The sequence below is a fragment of the Pseudonocardia lacus genome (genome assembly GCF_018531445.1).
GTDB lineage: Bacteria > Actinomycetota > Actinomycetes > Mycobacteriales > Pseudonocardiaceae > Pseudonocardia > Pseudonocardia lacus.
The window spans coordinates 1-22,064 of the sequence record NZ_JAHDTH010000052.1 but is presented as its reverse complement, the minus strand read 5'-3'; the positions used below and the strand labels follow the sequence as shown (position 1 = coordinate 22,064).

Genomic DNA, 22,064 nt, shown 5'->3' with positions numbered 1-22,064 from the left:
CCTGAAGTGCTGCCGCGCGGTCAACCCTTCGCTTCGCGGACGTCCGCTCCCTGCTCGGCGAACGCCTTGAAGTCCTGCATGACCTGTCGTGACTGCTTGCGGAAGGCACCGCGCATGAGAGGCCCCACCAGCCGCATCAGCACACCGCTGAACCGGTACTCGTTCTCGCTCTCCCAGAGCGTCGCCTCCGGACCGACTTGGGTGAACCGCTCGCGCGCGGCGCTCCACATGCCCTTGGCGACGATTTCGCGCTCGTAGTGGACGACGCCGTCGCTCGGGATGCCGTGCAGGTCCGCCGGTTCCCGGCGCGTGATGGTCTCGGTGGCCTCCATCTTCTGCTGCCCCATCTGCATCACGACGCGCGACTCGGTACCGACCTGCCCGTGCACCCCGGTCAGCGGCTCGTGCAGCACCAGGCCCCGCAGCCACTTCGACATGTGTGCGGGGTCGGCGAGCAACTGGACCACCCTCTCCCGCGGCAGGGCGATCTCGATCGAGACGGTGTATTTCACGGCGAAGCTCCACAGGTCTCCCGATGCAGGACGCACACTAGCGGTGCGGGAACCGCCGCAGACAACACTTCGTGTCACGACAGGTGCCACGGCCGCCCGCGGCCGGACGCCCAAGGACCGGATCATGAGCAGCGCGGAGTCGAGGCGGGTCGATCAATCCTCCGACAACCCGACCTCGGACGGGATAGGGCCGAGTAGCGTGCTCGGCGTGACGACCGGTACGGAGCGGGTCGGAGTGCGCCGCCGACTGCTGGCGTCGGTAGGGGATCTCGGGCTGATCGCCGGGTGGCTGGGCGCGCTGACCGCGGCCGGCGCTGTCGGCCGCGCGCTGGCCGGGCGGGCGGCAGAGGTCCCGCCGGTCCCACTGCCCGCGCTCGACCTCGCGGCGGCGGCCGTGACGGTGCTGCCGGTGGGGGCATACCTCGCGGCTACCGAGGCCGGCCGCCACCAGGCCACCCTGGGCAAGCGGTGGCAGGGACTGCGGGTCGTGACGGTTGAAGGCGCAGCCATCGGATGGCGACGGGCGGTGGTGCGCAACGTGATCAAGCTGCTGCCCTGGCAACTGGCCCACCTCGCGGTCTCCCGGTGGATCGTCGGCGTCGACCCGTCCCCCGCGATCCTGACCGCCTACGGCGCGTCGGTGGTGCTCGCCGTTGGCAGTGTCGCCGTCGCCCTGCGCGACGCTGAGGGCCGCGCCCTGCACGACCTCGCCGCCGGCACCCGCGTCGTCGTGGCCTGACGGGCCACGGACGGCGAGCCGCGAACCCGCCGGTCAACGCTGGAGCGGGCGACGGGAATCGAACCCGCGTAGCCAGTTTGGAAGACTGGGGCTCTACCATTGAGCTACGCCCGCGACGCCCCACGAGTGGAGCCCGCCCAGTCTAACCGGCGCCCGCCCCACCCCGGCCACCGCCCACCGCCGCCCCGGGGTTCGACGCGAACCACTCGCGCCGTTCGTCCGTGCACAGTGTCGGGGCCTGCTCGGCGTGGAGGACGGGGTGTGGCATGAGCGGCGACGAGCGCGGTGAGCTGGTGGGCGACTGGGCCCACTCGTTCGAGGAGGACGGCGAGCGCACCCTGGTCTTCCGCCGCGACGACTTCCCGTTCCCGCCGGCCCGCCGGCCCAGGGAGGCGCTGTGCCTGGAGCCGGACGGCGGGGTGCGGTTGGGGCGGCCGGGTCCGGCCGACCGGCGGGAGTGGACGTCGGGGCGGTGGGGTGTCGACGGGGGGCGCCTCGTGCTCGGTCCCGGTGAGGTGTTCGACATCGTTCAGCTGGCCCCGGACCGCCTGGAGCTCTCGCGGTCCGACCAGCCCGGCCCGGAGGACGGCCCATGACCCGAGGCGGTACGCCGACCGTTCGCACCTGCGGCACGTCGCCGGTGCACGAGCGCCTGCTGCGCACCGTGCCCGGTTACGCGGAGGCGCGCAGCCGCAGCGAGAACGGGGCGTGGGTGGCGCGGCGGCGGGGGGTGGCGCGCCAGGTGTCGGTCGTGCGGATCCCGGTGGTCGTGCACGTGGTGCACCGCACGGCGCAGGAGAACATCTCCGACGAGCAGGTGCGCTCCCAGATCGAGGTGCTCAACCGCGACTTCCGCCGCCGCAACCCCGACGTCGACCAGGTGCCGGAGGTGTTCGCCGACCTCGTCGCCGACGCGCGGATCGAGTTCGACCTGGCGACCACCGATCCCGACGGCGAGCCGACCGAGGGCGTCACGCGGACGCGGACCTCGGCGTCGTCCTTCGCCGACGACGACCGGATCAAGTCGGCCGCCGCTGGTGGCGCCGACGCGTGGCCGAGCGACCGCTACCTCAACCTGTGGGTCGGGCGGCTGTCCGGCGGGCTGCTGGGCTACGCCCAGTTCCCCGGTGGGCCGCCGGAGACCGACGGCGTCGTCATCACGTTCACGGCGTTCGGCACGCTGGGGACGGCGGCCGAGCCGTTCGACCAGGGGCGCACGGCAACCCACGAGATCGGGCACTGGCTCAACCTGCGCCACATCTGGGGCGACGACGGCACCGGGTGCAGCGGGTCCGACTTCGTCGACGACACCCCCAACCAGGGCGGGGAGAACACCGGCCGCCCCACGTTCCCCAGCGTGAGCTGCGACAACGGTCCCCACGGCGACCTGTACATGAACTACATGGACTACGTCGACGACGTCGCGATGTTCATGTTCACCAGCGGGCAGGCGCAGCGGATGCGGGCCTGCCTGGACAACGACCGGTCCAGCTTCGTCGAACTGGCCTGACGACCACTCCCCACAACCACCCGCCCGCACCGCGCGCCTTCCCGCACCACGATCACGCGCCTCCGCATCATCCTCCGAGCGCGCCGGCCGACAGGGCCGGACGCCGGAGGAGGGATGCGGCATGCGGAGCATGTGGGACGAGTTCAAGGCGTTCGCGCTGGGCGGCAACATGCTGGACCTGGCGCTCGGGTTCATCATCGGCACGGCGTTCGCGGGGCTGGTCGACAGCCTCGCCGGTGACGTGATCATGCAGTTCGTGGCGGCGATCTTCGGCCAGCCCGACTTCTCCGGGCTGGTCGTGACGGTCAACGACGCCGAGATCCGCTACGGCGCGTTCCTGACGGTGCTGGTCAACTTCCTGCTGCTGGCGCTGGTGCTGTTCGGGATGGTCAAGCTGCTCAAGCGGGTGGGGCTGGGCAACTTCAAGGCCCAGGGCAGCCAGGAGTGCCCGTACTGCAAGGAGTTCGTGGCGATCGACGCGACGCGCTGCAAGTTCTGCACCGCCGAGATCGAGCCGGGCGTGCTGGACGAGGACGCGCCGGAGATCGCGACGCAGACCCGCGTCGCCGACTGACCCGCTTCAGGGTGCGGGCTCGGGCAGGGCCGGCCGGCGGGTGCTGTGGGCGGGCACCGACCGCGGCAGCTCCACCCGCACGGCCAGCCCGCCGCCCGGACGCGCGCGGGCCGTGACCGTGCCGCCGTGCGCGCGAACCACCGCCGCGACGATCGACAGGCCGAGCCCGGAGCCCGGTGCGGCCGTGCGGTCGCGGGTGCGGCGGAACGGCTCGAACAGCGCCGGCACGACGTAGTCGGGTACGACGGGGCCGGTGTTGGACACCGCGACCCAGCTGCGGCTGCCGCCCGACCCCGCGGCGATCTCGACGCGCCCGCCGTCGCGGTTGTAGCGCACCGCGTTGTCGACGAGGTTCTCCACCACCCGCTCCAGCAGGACCGGGTCGCCGGTGGTCGGGGCGGGTGTGGCGGAGCGGACCAGCTCGACGCCCGCGTCGGCGGCCGCGGCGGCGCAGCGGGCCGCGACGTGCTCGGTGACCTCATCGAGGTCGACCGCGACCCGGTCCGGCGGCGCGGCCTCGCTGCGGGCCAGCAGCAGCAGGCCGTCGATCAGGCGCTCGTGGCGGGCGTTGACCGCGAGCAGCGTGTCGCCGAGGTCGCGCAGCTCGCGGGGGGCGCCGGGGCGGGTGCTGGCCACCTCGATCAGGGTGCGGTTGATCGCCAGCGGGGTGCGCAGCTCGTGCGAGGCGTTGGCGACGAACGTGCGCTGCCCGTCGAACGCGCGGCCGAGGCGCTCCAGCATCGCGTCGAAGGTGTCGGCGAGCTCGCGCAGCTCGTCGGCCGGGCCGCCGAGGGCGATCCGCTCGTGCAGGCCGCGGTCGTCGGCGATCCGCCGGGCGGTCGCGGTGATCTGGTGCAGCGGGCTCAGCGCCCGCCCGGCCATCCACCAGCCCGAGCCGATGGCCAGCGCGCCGACCAGCACGAGCGCCACCAGCGACTGGGTGAGCAGCGAGCTGAGCGTGTCGTCGCGGATGATGAGCTGGTCGGCGGTGATGCCGGCTTCGAGCATCCTGAACTCGACGCCCGGCGCCGGGGCCCCGGAGACCAGCACCCGGCTGTCCGGCATGCCGAGCGCGCCGCTGCTGAGCACGCGGGCGGTGCCGGCGGGGCCGAGGCGGTCGGTGAGGATGTTGCTCACCAGCAGGTACCCGGCGAAGATCACCACCGCGCCGGCGGCGAAGAACATGACGCCGTAGAGGGCGGTCAGCCGCACCCGGATCGACAGCCTGCCCATCACGGCACCTGGTAGCCGACGCCGGGCACGGTCCGCACCAGCGGCGGGTCGCCCAGCTTGCGGCGCAGGGTCATCACCGTCACCCGCACCACGTTCGTGAACGGGTCGGTGTGCTCGTCCCACACCTTCTCCAGCAGCCGCTCGGTGCTCACCGCTCCCCCGCTCGCCCGCAGCAGCTCCTCCAGCACCCCGAACTCCTTGCGCGTCAGCCGCACGTAGTGCCCGGCGCGGAAGACCTCCCGGCGGTGCGGGTCGAGCCGGACGTCGCCGCGCTCCAGGACCGGCGGGATGACCTCGCGCGGGCGCCGGGCCAGCGCCCGGATGCGGGCCACCAGCTCGGCGAACGCGAACGGCTTGGTCAGGTAGTCGTCGGCGCCGATGGCCAGCCCGGAGACCCGGTCGGGGACGGCGGCGGCCGCGGTCAGCATCAGCACGCGCGCGGTGCCCGCGTCGACCAGGGTGCGGCACAGCTCGTCGCCGTGGATGCCGGGCAGGTCGCGGTCGAGCACGACGACGTCGTAGTCGTTGGCGGCGATCGAGACGCTGGCCAGGTGGCCGTCGAGGGCGACGTCGACCGCCATCGCCTCCCGCCGCAGCCCCTCCGCGACGGCGTCGGCCAGCAGTTCCTCGTCCTCGACCACCAGCACCCGCACGATGTCGATCCTGCCCGGGGTGCCGATAAGGCCGCCATAAGCGGATTCGCTGATCGCTGCCTTATCGCCGCCGCGATGGGGTGGCGCCATGAGACGCACCCTGTTGCTGACCGCGGCCGTCCCGCTCCTCCTGCTCGTCGGAGGAGGGAGCGCCGTGGCGTCCGCCGCGCCCGCGCCGGCGCCGATGACCGACCCCTCCGGCGACCCGGAGGAGCGGATCCGCGAGTTCGTCCAGTGCATGCGCGAGCACGGCATCGACCTGCCCGACCCGACGGAGTCCGACGGACCCGTGCGCTTCGAGATCGGGTCCGACGAGAAGGAGGCGTTCGACAGCGCGCGGGAGGCGTGCGACGAGTTCGCGCCCCCGCACGCCGAGCGGGTCGAGCTGGATCCGGCCCTGCGGGGGCAGATCGACGAGTTCCACGAGTGCTTGCGCGACCACGGCCTCGACATCCCCGAGCCGGGTGCGGCCGCCGGTGGGATCGCGGTGAGCCTGGTCGCCGAGGCCGGCGTGGCCGGGCCGGTGCTGCACGAGAGCGGGGAGGCCCGGCCCGCGACGCCCCCGCCCGGCGCCCCGCACCCGCCGGAGGGCGAAATGCGCGTCGTGACACCGCTGCCGGGGTCGGAGGAGGCCGTCGAGGCCTGCCGCGACCTGCTGCCGGTGCCGCCCGGCGGCGGTGCCGCGGCGGTCGTCGTCGGTACCGCGGGTGAGGTGGCCGTGGGGCAAGGGGACGGGATCGGCATCACCGTCGCGGTCCCGGCCGTTCCGGCCGTCGGGAGTGGGGCGTGACCCGGAACCCCCGGGTGGGGCACCGCCGCGCCGCTCGGCGCGGCGGTGCCCGCACCGCGCTGCTCACCCTGCTGCTCCCGCTGCTGGTGCTGGTCGGCTGCGCCGGCGCGGCTCCGGAAGGGGTCGCCAGCGCCGGCGGTCCGGCCGCGGCGGAGGCGCCCGCCGATGGGGGCCCGGAGCCGGCCGCGGACCGCGACGAGCGCGGCCGCCAGTTCGCCCAGTGCATGCGCGACCACGGCGTCGACATGGCCGATCCGGTGGACGGCCGGATCACGATGAACGGTCGCCCCGGCGACGAGGCGAAGCTCGACGAGGCGCAGGAGGCGTGCGAGCAGTACGCGCCGGGAGGCGGCGAGCGGCCGGACGCGGCGACGACCGAGCAGCTGCGCGCCTTCGCCCAGTGCATGCGCGACAACGGGGTGCCCGGCTTCCCCGACCCGCAGCCCGACGGCGGGCTGATGATCACCAAGGGCTCCGGCGTCGACCTGGACAGCGAGGCGTTCAAGGCCGCCGAGGCGGCCTGCGACGACCTGCGCCCCGACCCGCCGGGCGGCGCCGGGAGCGGCGCGTGAGCGCCCACGGCCGGATCGGCGTCGGCGCGCTGGCCGCCGTGACCGTCGGCCTGGTCGCGGTGCTGGTCGTCGGCGCGGCGCAGGGCGGAGCGGCACCGGCGGCGGCCGCCACCGGCCCGCCGGACACCGCGACGGTCGTGCGCACCACGCTGACCGAGACCGAGGACGTCGACGGCACCCTCGGCTTCGGCGACGCCCGCCCGATCAGCGCGCGCGGGCCGGGCACGCTCACGTCGGTCGCCGCCGCGGGCGCGGTGGTGCACCGCGGCGAGGCGCTGTTCGCCGTCGACACCGAGCCCGTGGTTCTCCTGCACGGCGCGATGCCCGCCTACCGGGAGCTGCGCAGCGGCGTCGAAGGCGCGGACGTGGCCCAGCTCGAGGAGAACCTGGCCGCGCTCGGCCACACCGGCTTCACCGTCGACGACGAGTACACCTCGGCCACCGCGGAGGCCGTGCGCGAGTGGCAGGAGGACCTCGGCCTCGACGAGACCGGCCGCGTGCAGCCGGGGCAGGTGGTGTTCGCCCCCGCCGACGTGCGGGTGTCGGAGGTGTCCGCGCTGGTCGGCGACCAGGTCGGCGGCGGGCCGGTGCTCAGCGTCACCGGCACCGCCCGCCAGGTCGACATGGACGTCGAGGTGCCCGACCGCGAGATCGTCGCGCCCGGGACCGCGGTCCAGGTGGAACTGCCGGGCGGCACCGTCGTCCCCGGCACGATCCGCGAGGTCGGCACCGCCGCCGAGCAGCCACCCGACGACGGCCAGCCCGGACCGGCCGCCCCGGCGACCGTCCCGGTCGTGGTCGACGTCGCCGACCCGGCCGCGACGGCCGCGTTCGACCAGGCGCCGGTGACGGTCACCGTCACCGCCAGCAGCGCGCCCGACGTGCTCGCCGTGCCCGTCGCGGCGCTGCTCGCGCTGGCCGAGGGCGGCTACGGGTTGGAGGTCGTCGAGGGCGGCACCGGTCGCGTCGTCGCCGTCGAGACCGGGGTGTTCTCCGGCGGGCAGGTCGAGGTGAGTGGCGGCGGGATCGTCGAGGGCGCCACGGTGGGGGTGCCGGCGCGATGACCACCGACGCCGTCGTCGAGCTGGCCGACGTGCACCGCAGCTACCCGGGCGGGGTCGCGGCGGTCCGCGGGGTGTCGCTGCGGATCCGGGCCGGGGAACTGGTCGCGGTGGTCGGGCCGTCCGGCTCGGGCAAGTCGACGCTGCTGCACCTGGCCGGCACGCTGGACCGGCCCACCGCCGGGACGGTCCGGGTGGACGGGCGCGACGTGTCCGCGCTGCGCGACCGCGAGCTGGCCGAGCTGCGGGCCGACCGGATCGGGTTCGTGTTCCAGCAGTTCCACCTGACCCGCGGCGTCGCGGCGCTGTCCCTGGTGGCCGACGGCCTGCTCTACGCGGGGACGCCCGCGCGGCGGCGTCGGGAGCGCGCGGCCCGGGTGCTGGAGCGGGTGGGGCTCGGGCACCGGCTCGGGCACCGCCCGCACGAGCTGTCCGGCGGGGAGCGGCAGCGCGTCGCGATCGCCAGGGCGGTCGTCGGCGATCCCGCGCTCGTGCTGGCCGACGAGCCGACCGGCAACCTCGACTCGGCGTCCGGCGCCGAGGTGATGGCGCTGCTGCGGGAGCTGAACGCCGAGGGCACCACCGTCGTCGTCATCACCCACGACCGGGAGCTGGCCGACGGGCTGCCCCGGCGGGTGCGGATGCGCGACGGGCTGGTGGTCTCCGACGAGGGCGGCCGACGCCCGGTCCTGGAGGCGCGGTGAGGGCGCGGCTGGGACCGGCCGACACCGGCCGGATCGCGATCGACGGGCTGCGCGCCCGCCCGGTGCGGGCGGTGCTCTCCGCGCTGGGCATCGCCATCGGCATCGCCGCCATGGTCGCCGTGCTGGGCATCTCGGCGTCCAGCCGCGCGCAGCTCGACGCCACCCTCGACCGGCTCGGCACGAACCTGCTGACCGTCGGACCGGGCCGCACCCTGCTCGGCGAGGACGCGCAACTGCCGCTGGACGCGGTGGCGATGGTCGGACGCATCGGCCCGGTGACCGCCGCCTCGGCCACCGGCACCGTCGAGGCGAACGTCTACCGCTCCGACCTCGTCCCGCCCGGTCAGACCGGCGGCCTCGCCGTCCTCGCGGCCCGGCTCGACCTGCTGGACACCGTCGGCGCCGAGGTGGCGTCCGGGACCTGGCTGAACGCGGCGACCGAGCGGTACCCGGCCGTCGTGCTCGGCGCGGACGCGGCGGCGCGGACGTCGTCGGCGCTCGGCTCGCGGGTGTGGCTCGGCGGGCGCTGGTTCACCGTCGTCGGGGTGCTGGCGCCGGCCCCGCTGGCCCCCGAGCTCGACACCGCCGCGTTGGTCGGCTGGCCGGTGGCCGAACGGCTGCTGGAGTTCGACGGGCACCCGACCACGGTGTACGAGCGCTCCGCCGAGGACGCCGTGGAGGCCGTCGCCGCCGTGCTCGCGGCCACCGCCAACCCGGAGGACCCGAACGAGGTCGACGTCAGCAGACCGTCGGACGCGCTCGCCGCCCGCGCGGCCGCCGACTCCGCGTTCACCGGGCTCTTGCTCGGCGTCGGAGCGGTCGCCCTCCTGGTCGGCGGCGTCGGCGTGGCCAACACGATGGTGATCGCCGTGCTGGAACGGCGCGCCGAGATCGGCCTGCGCCGTGCCCTCGGCGCCACCCGCAGGCACGTCCGCGACCAGTTCGTCGCCGAAGCCGTCGTCCTCTCCGGCCTCGGCGGGCTGTTCGGGGTGCTGCTCGGCGCGGCCGTCACCACGGCGTACGCGATGAGCCAGGGCTGGCCGGCGACCGTACCGGCCTACGCCTGGGCGGGCGGCCTGCTGACCACCGTCGTCGTCGGCGCGCTCGCCGGGCTCTACCCGGCCGTCCGCGCCTCCCACCTCCCCCCGGTGGAGGCACTCGCCTCCGCCTGACCCACCGACCCGGCCGGGAGTGGGGACCCGGCCCGCGACGGCAGCACGCCCCTGCCCAGGGGAACGGCGGGGCGTGCTGCCGATCCGGCCATCCGGACGGTGCCGCGTGGGGGCGCACGCTAGGCTCACCTGCGCAGGACACGGGGTGTGGCGCAGCTTGGTAGCGCACTCGCTTTGGGAGCGAGGGGCCGTGGGTTCAAATCCCGCCACCCCGACCACGCAGCATCCGGGACGCCGAGCCGACAGCACGCCGTCGTCTCGGTCCCCCACCCGTCGAGAACGAAGTTGTCGTGCGGTGGACCGGTCCAAACGCGCGACAAGTTCGTTCTCGACGGAGGGCGCGAGTGTGCGTCGGGTCAGCGGAGTTCCCCGGCCAGCACCGCCATGACGAACTCGTCGTGCCAGCGCCCGTCCCACCACAGCACGTCGCGGCAGCGCCCCTCCACGACGAACCCGCACTTCTCGTACACCCTGCGGGCGCGCGCGTTGAAGGCGAACACCGTCAGCGACACCCGGTGCAGGCCGCGGGCGAAGGCGTCCCCGACGGCCAGTCGCACCGCTTCGGTGCCGTACCCCCGGCCCTGGTGGGGGCCGGCGAGCAGGATGCGGAAGTTGCATGACGCGTTGTCCGGGTCGAGGTCGTTGAGGACCGCTTCGCCGAGGAACGCCCCGTCCTCCGAGCGCACCACGGCCCAGTCGGCGCGGTCGTGGTGCTCGTGGCGGGTCGCGAGCCAGCGTGCGACGGCGGTCCGGTCGTGCTCGGCGTGTGAACCGGTCAGGCGCCGCACCTCCGGATCGTCGAGCGCCAGCAGGTAGTCCTCCAGCACGGCGGGGCCCAGGGGTTCCAGGCGCACCTGCTCGCCGTGGAGCACGGAACGGTCGCGGAAGACGTCGTCGGGCACGATCACGTCGGCGACCGTAACCGCCGTGGATCGGGCGCAGCACACGTCGGCGAGCCCGTCGAGAACGAGGTTGTCGTGCGGTGGACCGGTCCGAACGCGCGACAGGTTCGTTCTCGACGGAAGGGGCCGGGTCAGTGGCCGCGGAAGGCCTCGGCCAGCCACCAGGAGGGCTCGTCGGCGGTGACCTTCGCGTCGAGGACCAGCGGGCGGTCCCGCGGGCCGTCCAGCCAGTCCGCGAGCGCTCCGAGGTCGCCGACGCGGCGGACGGTCGCCGACTCGCAGCCGTAGCCGGCGGCGAGGGCGGCGAGGTCGGTCTCGGGGAAGCGGACGGTCGTGTGGTCCTGGTCGGCGAAGTGGTGGAACTCGGCCCCGTACCCGCCGTCGTCGTAAATCACGACGACCATCCCGATCCCCAGCCGGACCAGCGTCTCCAGCTCGGACACGCCCATGGTGAAGCCGCCGTCGCCCAGCGCGGCGACGGTCAGCCGGTCGGGGCGGGCGAGGGCGGCGCCGATCGCGGTCGCCAGCCCGAGGCCGACGGACTGGAAGGCCTGGGTGAAGCAGAAGCCCTGCTCATCGGGGACGGCGAGGTAGCCGCTGGGGTAGCCCATGAAGTTGCCCGAGTCGACCGCGACGGTGCGCTCCGCCGGGAGCAGCAGGTCCAGCTCGACGGACAGCCGGCGGGGGTCGATGCGGTCGTCGTCGCGCTCGACGAGGTCCAGCGGCTCCTCGGGCGCGGGCAGGTCGGCCCAGCGGCCCTCGACGGCGATCCGGTCGTGCAGCACGCGGGAGCGGTAGCCGGTGCCCCCGCGCACGACGGCGAGGACGTCGCGGGCGGTCTCGGCGACGTCGCCGAGAACGGCCAGGTCGACCGCGCGGTTGGCGCCCAGCGCCTCGGCCGTGTCGTCGACCTGCACGACGGTGGCGGTGGGCCCGATGAGGGCGCCGTGGCGGGTGGTCCACATGGTCATCGACGCGCCCCAGGCCACCACCAGGTCGGCGTCGGCGATCGCCTCGGCGGCCAGCGGGGTGGCGAAGCCCCCGGAGATGCCCAGCGACCACGGCGAGCCGGCGAACAGCCCGTTCGCCACGGCGGAGGTGGCCAGCAGCGCGCCGCACCGGTCGGCGAGGGCCTCCACCTCGGCCCGGGCGGAGCGGGCGCCGCGCCCGGCCAGGAACACCGGCCGGTCGGCGCCGTCGATCAGCCGGGCGAGCGCCTCGACCGCGGACGTGGCCGGCCGCACCGGCTGCCAGGCCGGCAGGACCGGCATGGGGACGGGCAGCGCGCACGCCTGGGCCTGCACGTCGAGCGGGAGGTTGAGGACGACGGTGTGCCGCCGGCGGACCGTGCCCACGGCGCGCAGCACGTCGGCGACGGCCGACTCCGCCGAGTGCACCCGCTCGGGCACCGCGCCGAGCGCGCGGACCAGCGCGTCCTGGTCGATGCGGAAGTTGGAGCGCACGGCGGCGCCGGCGCTGTCGGCGGCCAGCACCAGCAGCGGCGTGCGGCTCTTGGCGGCCTCGGTGATGCCGGTGACGGCGTTGGTCAGGCCGGGGCCCTGGTGCACCGAGAGCACCGCGATCTCGCCCGTGGTGCGGGCGTACGCGTCGGCCATGGTCGCGGCGCCGCCCTCGTGGCGGGCGGCGGTCCAGGGCACGCCCGCCGCGCGCAGGGCGTTGGTGACGTGGAAGTTGCCGCTACCGACGACGCCGAACGCGTGCCCGATCCCGAGCCCGCCCAGCAGCGTTCCGACGACGTCGGCGACGGTGCCACTCACCGCTCGACCAGCGCCAGCACGCGCGCCGGGCTGCCGGAGCCGCCGACGATCGGCAGCGGGGAGACGACCAGCAGCGCGCCCGTGGCCGGGAGCTGCCCGAGATTGCGCAGGCTGGTCAGGCCCCACTTGCCGGCCCCGAGCAGGAAGTGGTGGCAGGCGAAGGGCGGGTCGAAGCCGCCCGCGGCGCCCGCGTCGGTGCCCACGGTCTCGACCCCGAAGCCGGTCAGTGGCGACTCCTCGCCCAGCCAGCGGGCGCACTCGGCGGACACGCCGGGGGTGTGCGGGCCGTTCTCGTCGGCGTTGAGGAAGGCGGCCGCGTCCTCGCCGCGGGCCTCCCAGCCGGTGCGGTAGAGCAGCCAGCCGCCGTCGGGCAGCGGGCCGTGCTCGCCCTCCCATGCCTTGATGTGCTCGACCTCCAGCAGGAAGTCGGGGTCGGCGGCGGCCTCGGCGGTCTTGTCGATCACCGCGGCGGGCGCGACCAGGGTGCGCATCGGGGCCTGCGAGACGTCCGGGCCGTCCTTGCCGGTCACCCAGTGGACGGGGGCGTCGACGTGGGTGCCGGTGTGCTCGCCGGTGTGGATGTCGTTCCAGTACCAGGCCGGGCCGCGGTCGTCGTAGCGACTGATCTCCTCGAGCTGGAACTGGCGGGTGTTCCCGAAGGGCTCGGGCAGCCGCAGGATCGGCGTCGAGTCCCGCAGCGGCGTGGTGAGGTCGACGACCTCGACGGCGCCGGAGCGGACCGCGTCGAGCACGGCGGACAGGACGGACATGGGGGCTCCCCGGGGTCGGACGCCGCGAACTGCGATCCGGGGGATCGTGCCCGCCAACCGGGCGGCGCAGCAAGGCACAAGATCGCCCAGCGGACTGCGTGTATCGGACGATTGACCGTCGTCATGAATGCGCAATATCGTGGTGTCGCCTTGGAGGAGGGAGCGCGATGACCTCGACCGCTCATGTCGACCCGTTCTGCCGCGACCACCTCCCGCCGCCCGACCAGTGGCCCGAGCTGCTGCTGGACGAGCCGTGGCTGCGCTACCCCGAGCGCCTCAACTGCGCGACGTCCCTGCTCGACGCCACGATCGCCGAGCACGGCGGCGACCGGCCCTGCCTGCTGGCCCCCGGCGGCGAGCGCTGGACCTACGACGAGCTGCGCGCCACCGCCAACCGCGTCGCCCACGTGTTGAGCGCCGACCTGGGCGTCGTCCCGGGCACGCGGGTGCTGCTGCGCGGCCCGAACACCCCGTGGCTGGTGGCCTGCTGGTTCGGTGTGCTCAAGGCCGGGGCGGTCGCGGTGGCGACGATGCCGATGCTGCGCGGGCGCGAGCTGCGCGAGATCCACGACATCGCCCGGGTCGGCGTGGCGCTGTGCGACCACCGGTTCCTGGCCGACCTCGACGCCGCCGACCTCGGCGTCCCGACGGTCCCGTTCGGCGGCACCGGCGCCGACGACCTCGTCGCCCGCGCGGCCGCGCACCCCGCCGGGTTCGACGACGTCGCCACGGCCGCCGACGACGTCGCCCTGCTGGCGTTCACCTCGGGCACCACCGGCCGGCCGAAGGCGACCATGCACCTGCACCGCGACGTGCTCGCCATCGCCGACACCTTCTCGGCGCACGTGCTCAAGCCCACCCCGGACGACGTCTTCACCGGCACGCCGCCGATCGCGTTCACCTTCGGGCTCGGCGGGCTGGTGGTGTTCCCGCTGCGCGCCGGGGCCAGCACGCTGCTGATCGAGAAGGCGACCCCGGCCGAGCTGGCCCGCCACATCGGCGAGCACGCCGTCACGGTGTGCTCGACCGCCCCGACGGCCTACCGGGCCATGATCGCCTCGGGCGAGGTGGCGAAGCTGGCCACGCTGCGCAGGGCCGTATCGGCGGGCGAGCACCTGGGCGAGTCGACCTGGCGGCAGTTCCACGAGGCCACCGGTGTCGCGCTGATCGACGGCATCGGCTCGACCGAGATGCTGCACGTGTTCATCTCCGCCGCCGACGACGACATCCGCCCGGGCTCCACCGGCCGTGCGGTGCCCGGCTACGTCGCCCGGATCGTCGACGAGCAGGGCCGCGAGGTCCCCGACGGCACGCCGGGGCGGCTGGCCGTGAAGGGCCCGACGGGCTGCCGCTACCTCGACGACCCGCGCCAGCGCGTCTACGTCCAGGACGGCTGGAACATCACCGGCGACACGTTCTCCCGCGACGGCGACGGCTACTTCTGGTACCACGCCCGCAGCGACGACATGATCGTCTCCTCCGGGTACAACATCGCCGGCCCGGAGGTCGAGCAGGCGGTGGTGCTGCACCCCGACGTCGTCGACTGCGCGGTCGTCGGCACGCCGGACGCGGCCCGCGGCCAGCTGGTGACGGCCTACGTGGTGCTGCGGGAGGGCGCGAGTGCCGACGCCGCCACCGCCGCGGCGATCCAGGACCACGTCAAGGCCATCATCGCCCCCTACAAGTACCCGCGGCGGGTGGAGTTCGTCGACGAGCTGCCGCGCACGGCGACCGGCAAGCTGCAGCGGTTCCGGCTGCGGGAGGACGCGGCCGAGCCGGCCAAGGAGCCGATCTAGGCTTCGGCGGTGCCCGAGCTCGCGCCGCGTCAGCTGATCCTGACGCTCTACGGCCTCTACGCGCGCGCCGAGCACGACTGGCTCTCGGTGGGCTCGGTGGTGAAGCTGCTGGGCGACCTGGGCGTCGACTCGGCGGGGGTGCGCTCGTCGGTCTCGCGGCTCAAGCGCCGCGGGGTGCTGGAGTCGATGCGCCAGGACGGGGCGGCGGGCTACGCGCTGTCCGCGCGCACCGTGGAGGTGCTGCGAGAGGGCGACGAGCGCATCTTCGGCCGGCGCCGGGCCGCGCCCGACGACCCGCTGGTGCTGGTGCTGTTCTCGGTGCCGGAGGCCGAGCGCGACAAGCGCCACCAGCTGCGGGCCACGCTGAGCCGGATGGGCTTCGGCACGGCGGCGCCGGGGGTGTGGGTGGCGCCGGGGCACCTGCACGACGAGGCAGCGCGCACCCTCGACCGGCTGGGCCTGCAGCCCTACGTCGACCTGTTCTGCGCGCACTACTCGGCCTTCGGCGGGCTGCGCGAGCGGATCGGGAAGTGGTGGGACCTGCCCGCCATCGACGCCGAGTGCGCCGGGTTCGTCGAGCGCTACCGCGACCTGCGCCCGGGCACGGCGCCGCTGGACGCGTTCCGGACGTACGTGCCGCTGCTCACCGAGTGGCGCCGGCTGCCCTACCTCGACCCGGGCCTGCCGCTGGAGCTGCTGCCCGAGCCGTGGCACGCGGCTGAGGCCGCCGACCTGTTCGCCCGGCTCGACGCGGTGCTGCGCGAGCCCGCCCGCCAGCACGCGCACGCCACCCTGCACCCCTGACCCCCGTCGAGAACGAAGTTGTCGTGATCAACAGGGCTGGATGATCACGACAAGTTCGTTCTCGACGGTCACTCCAGGGCGGCGATCCCCTGGATCTCGACGAGCGCCTCGGCGTCCCAGAGGCGGGCGACGCCGATGCCGGCGGCGGCCGGGTAGTCCGTGCCGGCCAGGCGCCGCCAGACGCGGCCGATCTCCCGGGCGCGGGCCAGGTAGGCCTCGACGTCGACGATGTAGATGGTGATCGACGTCAGGTCGGCGGGGGTGCCGCCGGCGGCCTCCAGCGCGCGCAGGATGTTGCTCAGCGCCTTCTCGAACTGCTCGACGACGTCGGCGCCGACGATCTTCCCGGACGCGTCGAGCGCGGTCTGGCCGGCCAGGTAGACGGTGCGCGGCCGGTCGGTGCGCACGGCGTGGCTGAACCCGCTGGGCGGGGCCAGGTCGGGCGGGTTGATCCGATCGAAGCTCACGACTGCACCGCTCCCCCGTCGACGTTGATGCCCTGCCCGGTGATCGCCGCGTTGTCGACGCAGGCCAGCACGGCCGCGGCGACCTCGTCCGGGTCGATCAGCCGGCCGATCGGCTGGCGGCGGGCCAGCAGCGCGCGGGCCTCGGCCGGGTCCTTCCCGAGGCGCTCGCCCATGGTGGCGACCGTGGCGTCGGTCATCGGGGTGTCGACGTAGCCGGGGCACACCGCGTTGACCGTGACGCCGGTGCGGGCCAGCTCGTCGGCGGCCGCGCGGACCAGCCCCAGCACGCCGTGCTTGCTGGCCGAGTACGCCGCGACCTGGCGCTCGCCGCGCTTGGCCACCACCGAGGCGACCACCACGATCCGCCCCCACCCCGCCGCCGCCATGGCCGGCACCGCGCGCCGGATGCACCGGAACGGCGCGGTCAGGTTGACCTCCAGCATCGCCTGCCACTGCTCGTCGGTGGTCTCGGCGAGCGGCGCGGCCAGGCCCGTGCCGGCGTTGGCGACCAGCACGCCCACCGGCCCGCGCTCCCGCTCGACCGTGCCGAACACGTGGTCCGCCGCACCGGCGTCGGTCAGATCGGCGGGTACGCACAGCGCCCCGCCCAGCTCGGCCGCGACGGCGTCGAGCTTGGCGGTGTCGCGACCGACCAGCGCGACGTCGTGCCCGGCCGCCGCGAGCCGCAGCGCGACCGCCCGTCCGATGCCCTGCCCGGCCCCGGTGACGACGGCGACGGCCATCAGCGGCCCTTCCATTCCGGCGGGCGCTTCGCGGTGAACGCGGCGTGGAACTCGGCGTGGTCGTCGCTGGTCATCAGCAGCGCCTGGGTCATCGCGTCCAGCTCGACGGCCGCCGAGAGCGGCATGTCCAGCTCGCGGGTCAGCAGCGACTTGGTCTGCGCGAAGGCCAGCGTCGGCCCACTCGCCAGCCGCGCGGCCAGGGCGCCGACCGCGGAGTCGAGCTCGTCGTCGGCGACCAGCTCGGAGACCAGGCCGTACCGGTCGGCCGTCGCGGCGTCGATCGTGTCGCCGAGCATGAGCAGCTTCGTGGCGTGCCCGAGCCCGACGACGCGGGGCAGCAGGTAGGCCGCGCCCATGTCGCCGCCGGAGAGCCCGACCTTGGTGAACAGGAACGCGAACCGGCCCGACGTCGCGACCACCCGGAAGTCGGCGGCCAGCGCGATGACCGAGCCGGCGCCCGCGGCGATGCCCTGGATGCCGGCGATGATCGGGATCGGGCACTCGCGCATCGCCCGGATCACCTCGCCGGTCATCTTGGTGAACCGCATGAGCCCGTCGGCGTCCATCTTCAGCAGCTCGCCGATGATCTCCTGGACGTCGCCGCCGCCGCAGAAGCCGCGGCCCTCGCCGCGGATCACCAGCACCTTGACGCCCTCGTGGTGGGGCAGCTCGGCCAGCAGGTCGCGCAGGTCGGCGTAGGACTCGAAGGTCAGCGGGTTGAGCTTCTCGGGCCGGTTGAGGGTGATCGTCGCGATCGCCCCGTCGACCCGGAAGTCGAAGTGGTCCCAGTCGGTGGTCAGTGGGGCGGACGCGCGGAACCGGGTCATGGACTAGTTATAGCGTTTTGACAACGGGCGTCAAGAAGACACAATAGACGGGTGCGCATCGCGGTGGTCGGCGGCGGACCTGGCGGGCTCTACCTCGCCGCACTGGCCAAGCAGCTCGGGCCCGACCACGAGGTCGTCGTGTGGGAGCGCAACGCCCCCGACGACACGTTCGGCTTCGGCGTGGTGTTCTCCGACGAGACCCTCGGCGGCATCGAGCACGCCGACCCGGTCGTCCGGGCCCAGATGGAGCGCGAGTTCGCCCGCTGGGACGACATCGACGTCCACTACGGCGGCGAGGTCGTCACCTGCGGCGGGCACGGGTTCGCCGCGATGGGTCGCAAGCGGCTGCTGCAGATCCTCCAGCAGCGCTGCCGCGACCTCGGCGTCGACCTGCGCTTCCGGACCGAGGCGCCGGACGTCGAGGTGCTGCGCCGCGAGCACGACCTGGTCGTCGCGGCCGACGGCGTGAACTCCGCGGTCCGCGCCCGCTACGCCGACGTCTTCGGCCCGACCGTCACCGCGGGCGGCTGCAAGTACATGTGGCTGGGCACCGACAAGGTCTTCGAGGCGTTCACGTTCGACATCCGCGAGACGCCGCACGGCGTCGTCCAGCTGCACGGCTACCCCTACGACGAGCACGGCAGCACGTTCATCGTGGAGATGGCCGAGGACGTGTGGCGGCGCGCCGGCCTCGACGGCTGCCCCGACCTGCCGCCGGGGCGGTCCGACGAGCGGTCCGTGGCCGCCGTCCGCGAGATGTTCGCCGACGTGCTCGAGGGCCACGAGGTGCTGGCCAACAACTCCAAGTGGATCAGCTTCCCCACCGTGAGCACCGAGAACTGGTGCCACGGCAACGTCGTGCTGCTCGGCGACGCCGCGCACACCGCGCACTTCTCCATCGGCTCGGGCACCAAGCTGGCCATGGAGGACGCGCTGTCGCTGGTCGCGTGCCTGCACGAGTGCCCCGACATCCCGAGCGCCCTGGCGGCCTACGAGCAGGAGCGGCGCCCGGTCGTGCTCTCGACCCAGCGCGCCGCGGTGGCCAGCCAGGCCTGGTTCGAGAACCTGGGCCAGTACCTGCACCAGCACCCGCTGCAGTTCGCCTTCAACATCATGACCCGCAGTCGCCGGGTCACCTACGACAACCTGCGCCTGCGCGACCCGGCGTTCATCGCCCGCGTCGACGAGTGGTTCGCCGCCTCCCAGCCGGGCGACGGCGACGTGCGCCCGCCGATGTTCCAGCCGTTCCGGCTCGGCGAGCTGGAGCTGGCCAACCGGGTCGTCGTGTCGCCGATGGACATGTACGTGGCCACCGACGGGCTGCCCGGCGAGTTCCACCTGGTCCACCTGGGCGGCAAGGCGATGGGCGGGGCCGGGCTGGTGATGACCGAGATGGTCTGCGTGTCGCCGGAGGGCCGGATCACCCCGGGCTGCACCGGCCTGTGGACCGACGAGCAGGCCGCCGGGTGGGCCCGGGTCTGCGACTTCGTGCACTCCACCACGTCGGCCAAGATCGGCGCGCAGCTGGGCCACTCCGGCCCGAAGGGCTCGACGCGGCTGATGTGGGAGGGCATGGACGAGCCGCTGGCCGAGGGCAACTGGCCGCTGGTGGCCGCGTCCGCCCGCCCCTACCGCGACGGCGTCAACCAGGTCCCCCGCGAGCTCGACCGCGCGGGCATGGACGCGATCGTCGCCGAGTTCGTCGCGGCCACCGAGCGCGCCGACCGGGCCGGCTTCGACCTCGTCGAACTGCACTGCGCGCACGGCTACCTGCTGTCGTCGTTCCTGTCGCCGGTCACCAACCGGCGCACCGACGCCTACGGCGGCGACGTCGAGGGCAGGCTGCGGTTCCCGCTGGAGGTCTTCCGGGCGATGCGCGCGGCGCTGGCCCCGCACAAGCCGATGACCGTGCGCATCTCGGCCACCGACTGGGTCGAGGGCGGCACCAGCCCCGAAGACGTCCTCGCCATCGCCCGCGCGTTCGAGGCCGCGGGCGCCGCGGCGATCGACGTCTCCACCGGCCAGGTCACCCCGGACGAGACGCCCGCGTTCGGCCGCTCGTACCAGACGCCGTTCGCCGACGCGATCCGCAACGGGGTCGGCATCCCCACCATCGCCGTCGGTGTGATCTCCTCCGCCGACGACGTCAACACCATCGTGCTGGCCGGCCGCGCCGACCTGTGCGCGCTGGGGCGCGTGCACCTCTACGACCCCAACTGGACCCTGCACGCCGCCGTCGAGCAGGACTACGACGGGCCCGGCGTCGTCTGGCCCGACCCGTGGCGGGCGGGGCGGCGCAAGCCGCAGACCGGCCGCTCCGACGGCCCGCCACCCCGGCTGGAGCTCATCCGGACCGCCACGACCAGGTCGGACGGACACCGCCGCTGGCGTCCCCGACGGCCGGAGCTGAGCCAGAGCTGAGCCGGAGCGCGACGGCGCTACCCGTCGTCGCGCTCCCGCGCCTCGCGCAGCTGCCGCGCGACGTCGGACCAGCGGAAACGGTGCTGGCCGCCCATCGTCGTCAGGGTCGGGACGAGCTTCCCGGCGCGCACCCAGTTGGCGATCGTGTGGCGGGAGACCCCGACGAGCTCGGCCACCTGGCTGCTGGTCAGCAGCGGTTCCGGCTTGTCCTCCACGAGACGACTGTAGGTCGCCAGATCACCCGTTTAGCGGCAGATTCTCCCGATTCACCTGACTCTCCATAATCACCGTTCGTCTCTTCGAGGCTAACCACGGGTAGCTTCTCCCGATTCACCAGATGTCCGAGTTTGATGAGCGCTCCGCAAATCCATGAGGAGCAGCCCGTGGCAGACGACGACTTACCCCGACTCCTCAGCGACCTCGGCGCGACGGCCGTCGGCACGCTGCTCGCCCAGCACGTCGACGACGGGCGCGGCTACTGCCGGGCGTGCTCCCTCCCGCAAGCCGGGCCGAGCCGCTGGCCCTGCACCTTGCGCGCCGCTGCCGTCGCGGCCCGCGACCTGGCCCGGCGGGCCCGGTGAGCACGCTCGACGTGGTCGGGTTGGCGCTGGTCGGGGCCGGCATCCTGGCGGGTGCCGTCGGTGTCGCCGTGTGGGCCGAGCGGGACGCGCGGCGGCGGGAACGCGCCCGGCTCGACCGGCACCGCACCCACTGACCGGGCGGGAAGTAGGTTTCCCGCATGCGTCTGCACGTCGGGTGCGCGATGTGGACCCACAAGGCGTGGCCGGGGCGCTTCCTGCCGCAGGCGTTGCCGGCCGGGGAGCGCCTGCGGGCCTACGCCGCCTGGTGCAACGCGGTCGAGGGCAACACCACCTTCTACGCGACCCCGTCCCCGGACACGGTGGCCGGCTGGGCGCAGCAGACCGAGCCCGACTTCCGGTTCCTGCCCAAGTTGCCCCGGGTCGTCACCCACGATCGTCGGCTGACCGGCGTCGACGTGGAGATGCGCGCCTTCCTGGACGCGATGGAGCCGCTCGGCCCGCGGGCGACGGCCCTGTGGGTGCAGCTGCCCCCGTCGTTCGGGCCCGCCGACCTCGACGCGCTGGCCCGCTTCCTGCGCAGGCTCCCCGCCCACCGCTGCGCCGTCGAGGTCCGCCACCCCGACTTCTTCCACGACGCCGGTTCGGCGGCCCGGCTGGAGCGCGTGCTCGACGACACCGGCGCCGAGTGGGTGCCCTTCGATACCACGGTGTTCTTCGCCGGCCCGCCGACCAGCGAGATGGAGCAGGAGGCCTGGGACCGCAAGCCGCGGCTGCCGCGGCGGACCCGGGCGCTCACCGAGCGCCCGATCGTCCGCTACATCGGCCGCGACTCGGTCGAGGAGACGGTCCAGGGCTGGCGGGAGTGGGCGGAGGTGGCCGCGGGTTGGCTGCGGGAGGGCCGCTCGCCCACGGTGTTCATCCACACCCCCGACAACGCCGACGCGCCCCTGCTCGCCCGCCGCTTCCACGACGACGTCCGCGCGCTGGTCCCCGACCTCGCCCCGCTCCCCGAGCCGGCCCCGGTCCAGCCCGCCACCCTGTTCTGACGCCGCCTCCCCCTCCTCGCCCGACCCGACGCCCGCCCTCCTCCCCCTCTCCTGAGTTCAGGAAAGCCACGATGCTGCCCTGATGCGATGAAGGAGCGGGGCCTCCGCTCCTCGTGACCCTCGGCTCATGCTCGAGGTGTGCACGCCATCGATTCGAGGAGGCCCCTGTGAGCGGAGCATACGAGGGACGCCAGATCGTCGGGGTGGATCTGCACCGGCGCCGGTCGGTGCTGGTCCGGATGACCGAGACCGGGGAGCGGTTGGAGACCGTCCGGATCAGCAACGACCCGGAGTACCTGGCCCAGGTCATGGCCCGCGCCGGGGAGGCGCCGGAGGTGGTGCTGGAGGCCACCTACGGCTGGTACTGGGCCGCGGACACCCTGGCCGAGTTGGGCGCGAACGTGCATCTGGCGCACCCGCTGGGAGTGAAGATGTTCTCCCTGCGGCG

General features: G+C 74.3%; 26 protein-coding genes and 2 tRNA genes. 17 read left to right on the top strand and 11 right to left on the bottom strand.

The window, feature by feature from the left end:
* Positions 1-20: 20 nt before the first annotated feature.
* Positions 21-512 (bottom strand): SRPBCC family protein, encoded by a 492-nt coding sequence (locus tag KIK08_RS13985; protein WP_214403552.1) that lies wholly within the window; start codon positions 510-512, stop codon positions 21-23.
* A 124-nt stretch (positions 513-636) separates the two neighbouring features.
* On the opposite strand from KIK08_RS13985, the gene KIK08_RS13980 reads away from it, so the two are divergent.
* Positions 637-1,251: an RDD family protein gene (locus KIK08_RS13980; RefSeq protein ID WP_214403551.1), complete on the top strand. Its 615-nt coding sequence runs from the start codon at positions 637-639 to the stop codon at positions 1,249-1,251.
* Positions 1,252-1,291: 40 nt separating this feature from the next.
* On the opposite strand, the gene KIK08_RS13975 is transcribed toward KIK08_RS13980, so the two are convergent.
* A tRNA-Gly gene (locus KIK08_RS13975) sits at positions 1,292-1,365 on the bottom strand.
* 152 nt (positions 1,366-1,517) lie between these two features.
* Between KIK08_RS13975 and KIK08_RS13970 the strand changes: the two genes are divergently transcribed.
* The 3 genes from KIK08_RS13970 to mscL all read left to right on the top strand — a co-directional run bounded on the left by KIK08_RS13970 (position 1,518) and on the right by mscL (position 3,335).
* Positions 1,518-1,847 carry a hypothetical protein gene (locus KIK08_RS13970; protein ID WP_214403550.1) on the top strand — a complete coding sequence of 110 codons (330 nt, stop codon included), beginning with the start codon at positions 1,518-1,520 and terminating at the stop codon, positions 1,845-1,847.
* Positions 1,844-2,761: a zinc metalloprotease gene (locus KIK08_RS13965; RefSeq protein ID WP_214403549.1), complete on the top strand. Its 918-nt coding sequence runs from the start codon at positions 1,844-1,846 to the stop codon at positions 2,759-2,761. Before KIK08_RS13970 ends, KIK08_RS13965 begins: the two co-directional genes overlap by 4 nt.
* A 121-nt stretch (positions 2,762-2,882) precedes the next feature.
* The gene (mscL, locus tag KIK08_RS13960) at positions 2,883-3,335 is read left to right on the top strand and encodes a large conductance mechanosensitive channel protein MscL (protein ID WP_214403548.1); all 453 of its coding nucleotides are present in this window, start codon (positions 2,883-2,885) and stop codon (positions 3,333-3,335) included.
* A 6-nt stretch (positions 3,336-3,341) separates the two neighbouring features.
* On the opposite strand, the gene KIK08_RS13955 is transcribed toward mscL, so the two are convergent.
* Complete coding sequence (locus KIK08_RS13955) at positions 3,342-4,568, bottom strand: sensor histidine kinase (RefSeq protein WP_214403547.1); 1,227 nt, start codon at positions 4,566-4,568, stop codon at positions 3,342-3,344.
* A complete protein-coding gene (locus tag KIK08_RS13950) occupies positions 4,568-5,221 on the bottom strand; it encodes a response regulator transcription factor (RefSeq protein ID WP_214403546.1) in 654 nt (217 codons plus the stop codon). Before KIK08_RS13950 ends, KIK08_RS13955 begins: the two co-directional genes overlap by 1 nt.
* 88 nt (positions 5,222-5,309) lie before the next feature.
* On the opposite strand from KIK08_RS13950, the gene KIK08_RS13945 reads away from it, so the two are divergent.
* The 6 genes from KIK08_RS13945 (at position 5,310) to KIK08_RS13920 (ending at position 9,738) form a co-directional block, all read left to right on the top strand.
* On the top strand, positions 5,310-6,011 hold the full coding sequence (locus KIK08_RS13945; RefSeq protein ID WP_214403545.1) for a hypothetical protein: 702 nt from the start codon (positions 5,310-5,312) through the stop codon (positions 6,009-6,011).
* Positions 6,008-6,583, top strand: a complete 576-nt coding sequence (locus tag KIK08_RS13940; protein ID WP_214403544.1) for a hypothetical protein — start codon at positions 6,008-6,010, stop codon at positions 6,581-6,583. The genes KIK08_RS13945 and KIK08_RS13940 overlap by 4 nt, the downstream gene beginning before the upstream one ends.
* On the top strand, positions 6,580-7,647 hold the full coding sequence (locus KIK08_RS13935; RefSeq protein ID WP_214403543.1) for a peptidoglycan-binding protein: 1,068 nt from the start codon (positions 6,580-6,582) through the stop codon (positions 7,645-7,647). The genes KIK08_RS13940 and KIK08_RS13935 overlap by 4 nt, the downstream gene beginning before the upstream one ends.
* A complete protein-coding gene (locus tag KIK08_RS13930; protein WP_214403542.1) occupies positions 7,644-8,348 on the top strand; it encodes an ABC transporter ATP-binding protein in 705 nt (234 codons plus the stop codon). The genes KIK08_RS13935 and KIK08_RS13930 overlap by 4 nt, the downstream gene beginning before the upstream one ends.
* The gene (locus KIK08_RS13925) at positions 8,345-9,520 is read left to right on the top strand and encodes an ABC transporter permease (RefSeq protein WP_214403541.1); all 1,176 of its coding nucleotides are present in this window, start codon (positions 8,345-8,347) and stop codon (positions 9,518-9,520) included. Before KIK08_RS13930 ends, KIK08_RS13925 begins: the two co-directional genes overlap by 4 nt.
* 141 nt (positions 9,521-9,661) lie before the next feature.
* Positions 9,662-9,738, top strand: a tRNA-Pro gene (locus KIK08_RS13920).
* Positions 9,739-9,876: 138 nt separating this feature from the next.
* Here KIK08_RS13920 and KIK08_RS13915 read toward each other — a convergent pair.
* The 3 genes from KIK08_RS13915 to KIK08_RS13905 form a co-directional block, all read right to left on the bottom strand.
* Positions 9,877-10,428, bottom strand: a complete 552-nt coding sequence (locus KIK08_RS13915; RefSeq protein ID WP_308257628.1) for a GNAT family N-acetyltransferase — start codon at positions 10,426-10,428, stop codon at positions 9,877-9,879.
* Positions 10,429-10,553: 125 nt separating this feature from the next.
* Positions 10,554-12,200, bottom strand: a complete 1,647-nt coding sequence (locus tag KIK08_RS13910) for a thiamine pyrophosphate-binding protein (RefSeq protein ID WP_214403540.1) — start codon at positions 12,198-12,200, stop codon at positions 10,554-10,556.
* A complete protein-coding gene (locus KIK08_RS13905; RefSeq protein ID WP_214403539.1) occupies positions 12,197-12,970 on the bottom strand; it encodes a cyclase family protein in 774 nt (257 codons plus the stop codon). The genes KIK08_RS13910 and KIK08_RS13905 overlap by 4 nt, the downstream gene beginning before the upstream one ends.
* A gap of 167 nt (positions 12,971-13,137) precedes the next feature.
* Between KIK08_RS13905 and KIK08_RS13900 the strand changes: the two genes are divergently transcribed.
* Both KIK08_RS13900 and KIK08_RS13895 read left to right on the top strand, forming a co-directional pair.
* A complete protein-coding gene (locus KIK08_RS13900) occupies positions 13,138-14,766 on the top strand; it encodes an AMP-binding protein (RefSeq protein WP_214403538.1) in 1,629 nt (542 codons plus the stop codon).
* 9 nt (positions 14,767-14,775) lie between these two features.
* Positions 14,776-15,570 carry a PaaX family transcriptional regulator gene (locus tag KIK08_RS13895; protein WP_214403537.1) on the top strand — a complete coding sequence of 265 codons (795 nt, stop codon included), beginning with the start codon at positions 14,776-14,778 and terminating at the stop codon, positions 15,568-15,570.
* A gap of 68 nt (positions 15,571-15,638) precedes the next feature.
* On the opposite strand, the gene KIK08_RS13890 is transcribed toward KIK08_RS13895, so the two are convergent.
* Genes KIK08_RS13890 through KIK08_RS13880 form a run of 3 tightly spaced genes read right to left on the bottom strand, consistent with a single transcriptional unit; the run spans position 15,639 to position 17,607 of the window.
* On the bottom strand, positions 15,639-16,037 hold the full coding sequence (locus KIK08_RS13890; RefSeq protein ID WP_214403536.1) for a RidA family protein: 399 nt from the start codon (positions 16,035-16,037) through the stop codon (positions 15,639-15,641).
* Positions 16,034-16,780, bottom strand: coding sequence for an SDR family NAD(P)-dependent oxidoreductase (locus tag KIK08_RS13885; protein WP_214403535.1), 747 nt, complete (start codon positions 16,778-16,780; stop codon positions 16,034-16,036). Before KIK08_RS13885 ends, KIK08_RS13890 begins: the two co-directional genes overlap by 4 nt.
* The gene (locus KIK08_RS13880; protein ID WP_214403534.1) at positions 16,780-17,607 is read right to left on the bottom strand and encodes an enoyl-CoA hydratase family protein; all 828 of its coding nucleotides are present in this window, start codon (positions 17,605-17,607) and stop codon (positions 16,780-16,782) included. Before KIK08_RS13880 ends, KIK08_RS13885 begins: the two co-directional genes overlap by 1 nt.
* Positions 17,608-17,658: 51 nt before the next feature.
* Here KIK08_RS13880 and KIK08_RS13875 point away from each other — a divergent pair, with 51 nt between their 5' ends.
* Positions 17,659-20,028 carry a bifunctional salicylyl-CoA 5-hydroxylase/oxidoreductase gene (locus KIK08_RS13875; protein WP_214403533.1) on the top strand — a complete coding sequence of 790 codons (2,370 nt, stop codon included), beginning with the start codon at positions 17,659-17,661 and terminating at the stop codon, positions 20,026-20,028.
* Positions 20,029-20,045: 17 nt separating this feature from the next.
* Here the strand turns inward: KIK08_RS13875 and KIK08_RS13870 are convergent, their stop codons facing one another.
* Positions 20,046-20,243: a helix-turn-helix domain-containing protein gene (locus KIK08_RS13870; protein ID WP_214403532.1), complete on the bottom strand. Its 198-nt coding sequence runs from the start codon at positions 20,241-20,243 to the stop codon at positions 20,046-20,048.
* A 168-nt stretch (positions 20,244-20,411) separates the two neighbouring features.
* Here KIK08_RS13870 and KIK08_RS13865 point away from each other — a divergent pair, with 168 nt between their 5' ends.
* The 4 genes from KIK08_RS13865 to KIK08_RS13850 all read left to right on the top strand — a co-directional run.
* The gene (locus KIK08_RS13865) at positions 20,412-20,609 is read left to right on the top strand and encodes a hypothetical protein (RefSeq protein ID WP_214403531.1); all 198 of its coding nucleotides are present in this window, start codon (positions 20,412-20,414) and stop codon (positions 20,607-20,609) included.
* Positions 20,606-20,743: a hypothetical protein gene (locus tag KIK08_RS13860; protein ID WP_214403530.1), complete on the top strand. Its 138-nt coding sequence runs from the start codon at positions 20,606-20,608 to the stop codon at positions 20,741-20,743. Before KIK08_RS13865 ends, KIK08_RS13860 begins: the two co-directional genes overlap by 4 nt.
* Positions 20,744-20,767: 24 nt before the next feature.
* The gene (locus KIK08_RS13855) at positions 20,768-21,616 is read left to right on the top strand and encodes a DUF72 domain-containing protein (RefSeq protein ID WP_491063184.1); all 849 of its coding nucleotides are present in this window, start codon (positions 20,768-20,770) and stop codon (positions 21,614-21,616) included.
* Between the two features lie 167 nt (positions 21,617-21,783).
* Positions 21,784-22,064, top strand: a 281-nt coding sequence (locus KIK08_RS13850) for a transposase (protein WP_214403529.1), incomplete at its 3' end; no start/stop codon positions are given.

Coding starts and splice junctions, on each gene's coding strand:
- KIK08_RS13885 (WP_214403535.1), bottom strand. CDS start 16,780: ATGGCCGTCGCCGTCGTCACCGGGGCCGGGCAGGGCATCGGACGGGCG.
- KIK08_RS13930 (WP_214403542.1), top strand. CDS start 7,644: ATGACCACCGACGCCGTCGTCGAGCTGGCCGACGTGCACCGCAGCTAC.
- KIK08_RS13880 (WP_214403534.1), bottom strand. CDS start 17,607: ATGACCCGGTTCCGCGCGTCCGCCCCACTGACCACCGACTGGGACCAC.
- KIK08_RS13965 (WP_214403549.1), top strand. CDS start 1,844: ATGACCCGAGGCGGTACGCCGACCGTTCGCACCTGCGGCACGTCGCCG.
- mscL (WP_214403548.1), top strand. CDS start 2,883: ATGCGGAGCATGTGGGACGAGTTCAAGGCGTTCGCGCTGGGCGGCAAC.
- KIK08_RS13905 (WP_214403539.1), bottom strand. CDS start 12,970: ATGTCCGTCCTGTCCGCCGTGCTCGACGCGGTCCGCTCCGGCGCCGTC.
- KIK08_RS13900 (WP_214403538.1), top strand. CDS start 13,138: ATGACCTCGACCGCTCATGTCGACCCGTTCTGCCGCGACCACCTCCCG.
- KIK08_RS13980 (WP_214403551.1), top strand. CDS start 637: ATGAGCAGCGCGGAGTCGAGGCGGGTCGATCAATCCTCCGACAACCCG.
- KIK08_RS13955 (WP_214403547.1), bottom strand. CDS start 4,568: ATGGGCAGGCTGTCGATCCGGGTGCGGCTGACCGCCCTCTACGGCGTC.
- KIK08_RS13855 (WP_491063184.1), top strand. CDS start 20,768: ATGCGTCTGCACGTCGGGTGCGCGATGTGGACCCACAAGGCGTGGCCG.
- KIK08_RS13945 (WP_214403545.1), top strand. CDS start 5,310: ATGAGACGCACCCTGTTGCTGACCGCGGCCGTCCCGCTCCTCCTGCTC.
- KIK08_RS13970 (WP_214403550.1), top strand. CDS start 1,518: ATGAGCGGCGACGAGCGCGGTGAGCTGGTGGGCGACTGGGCCCACTCG.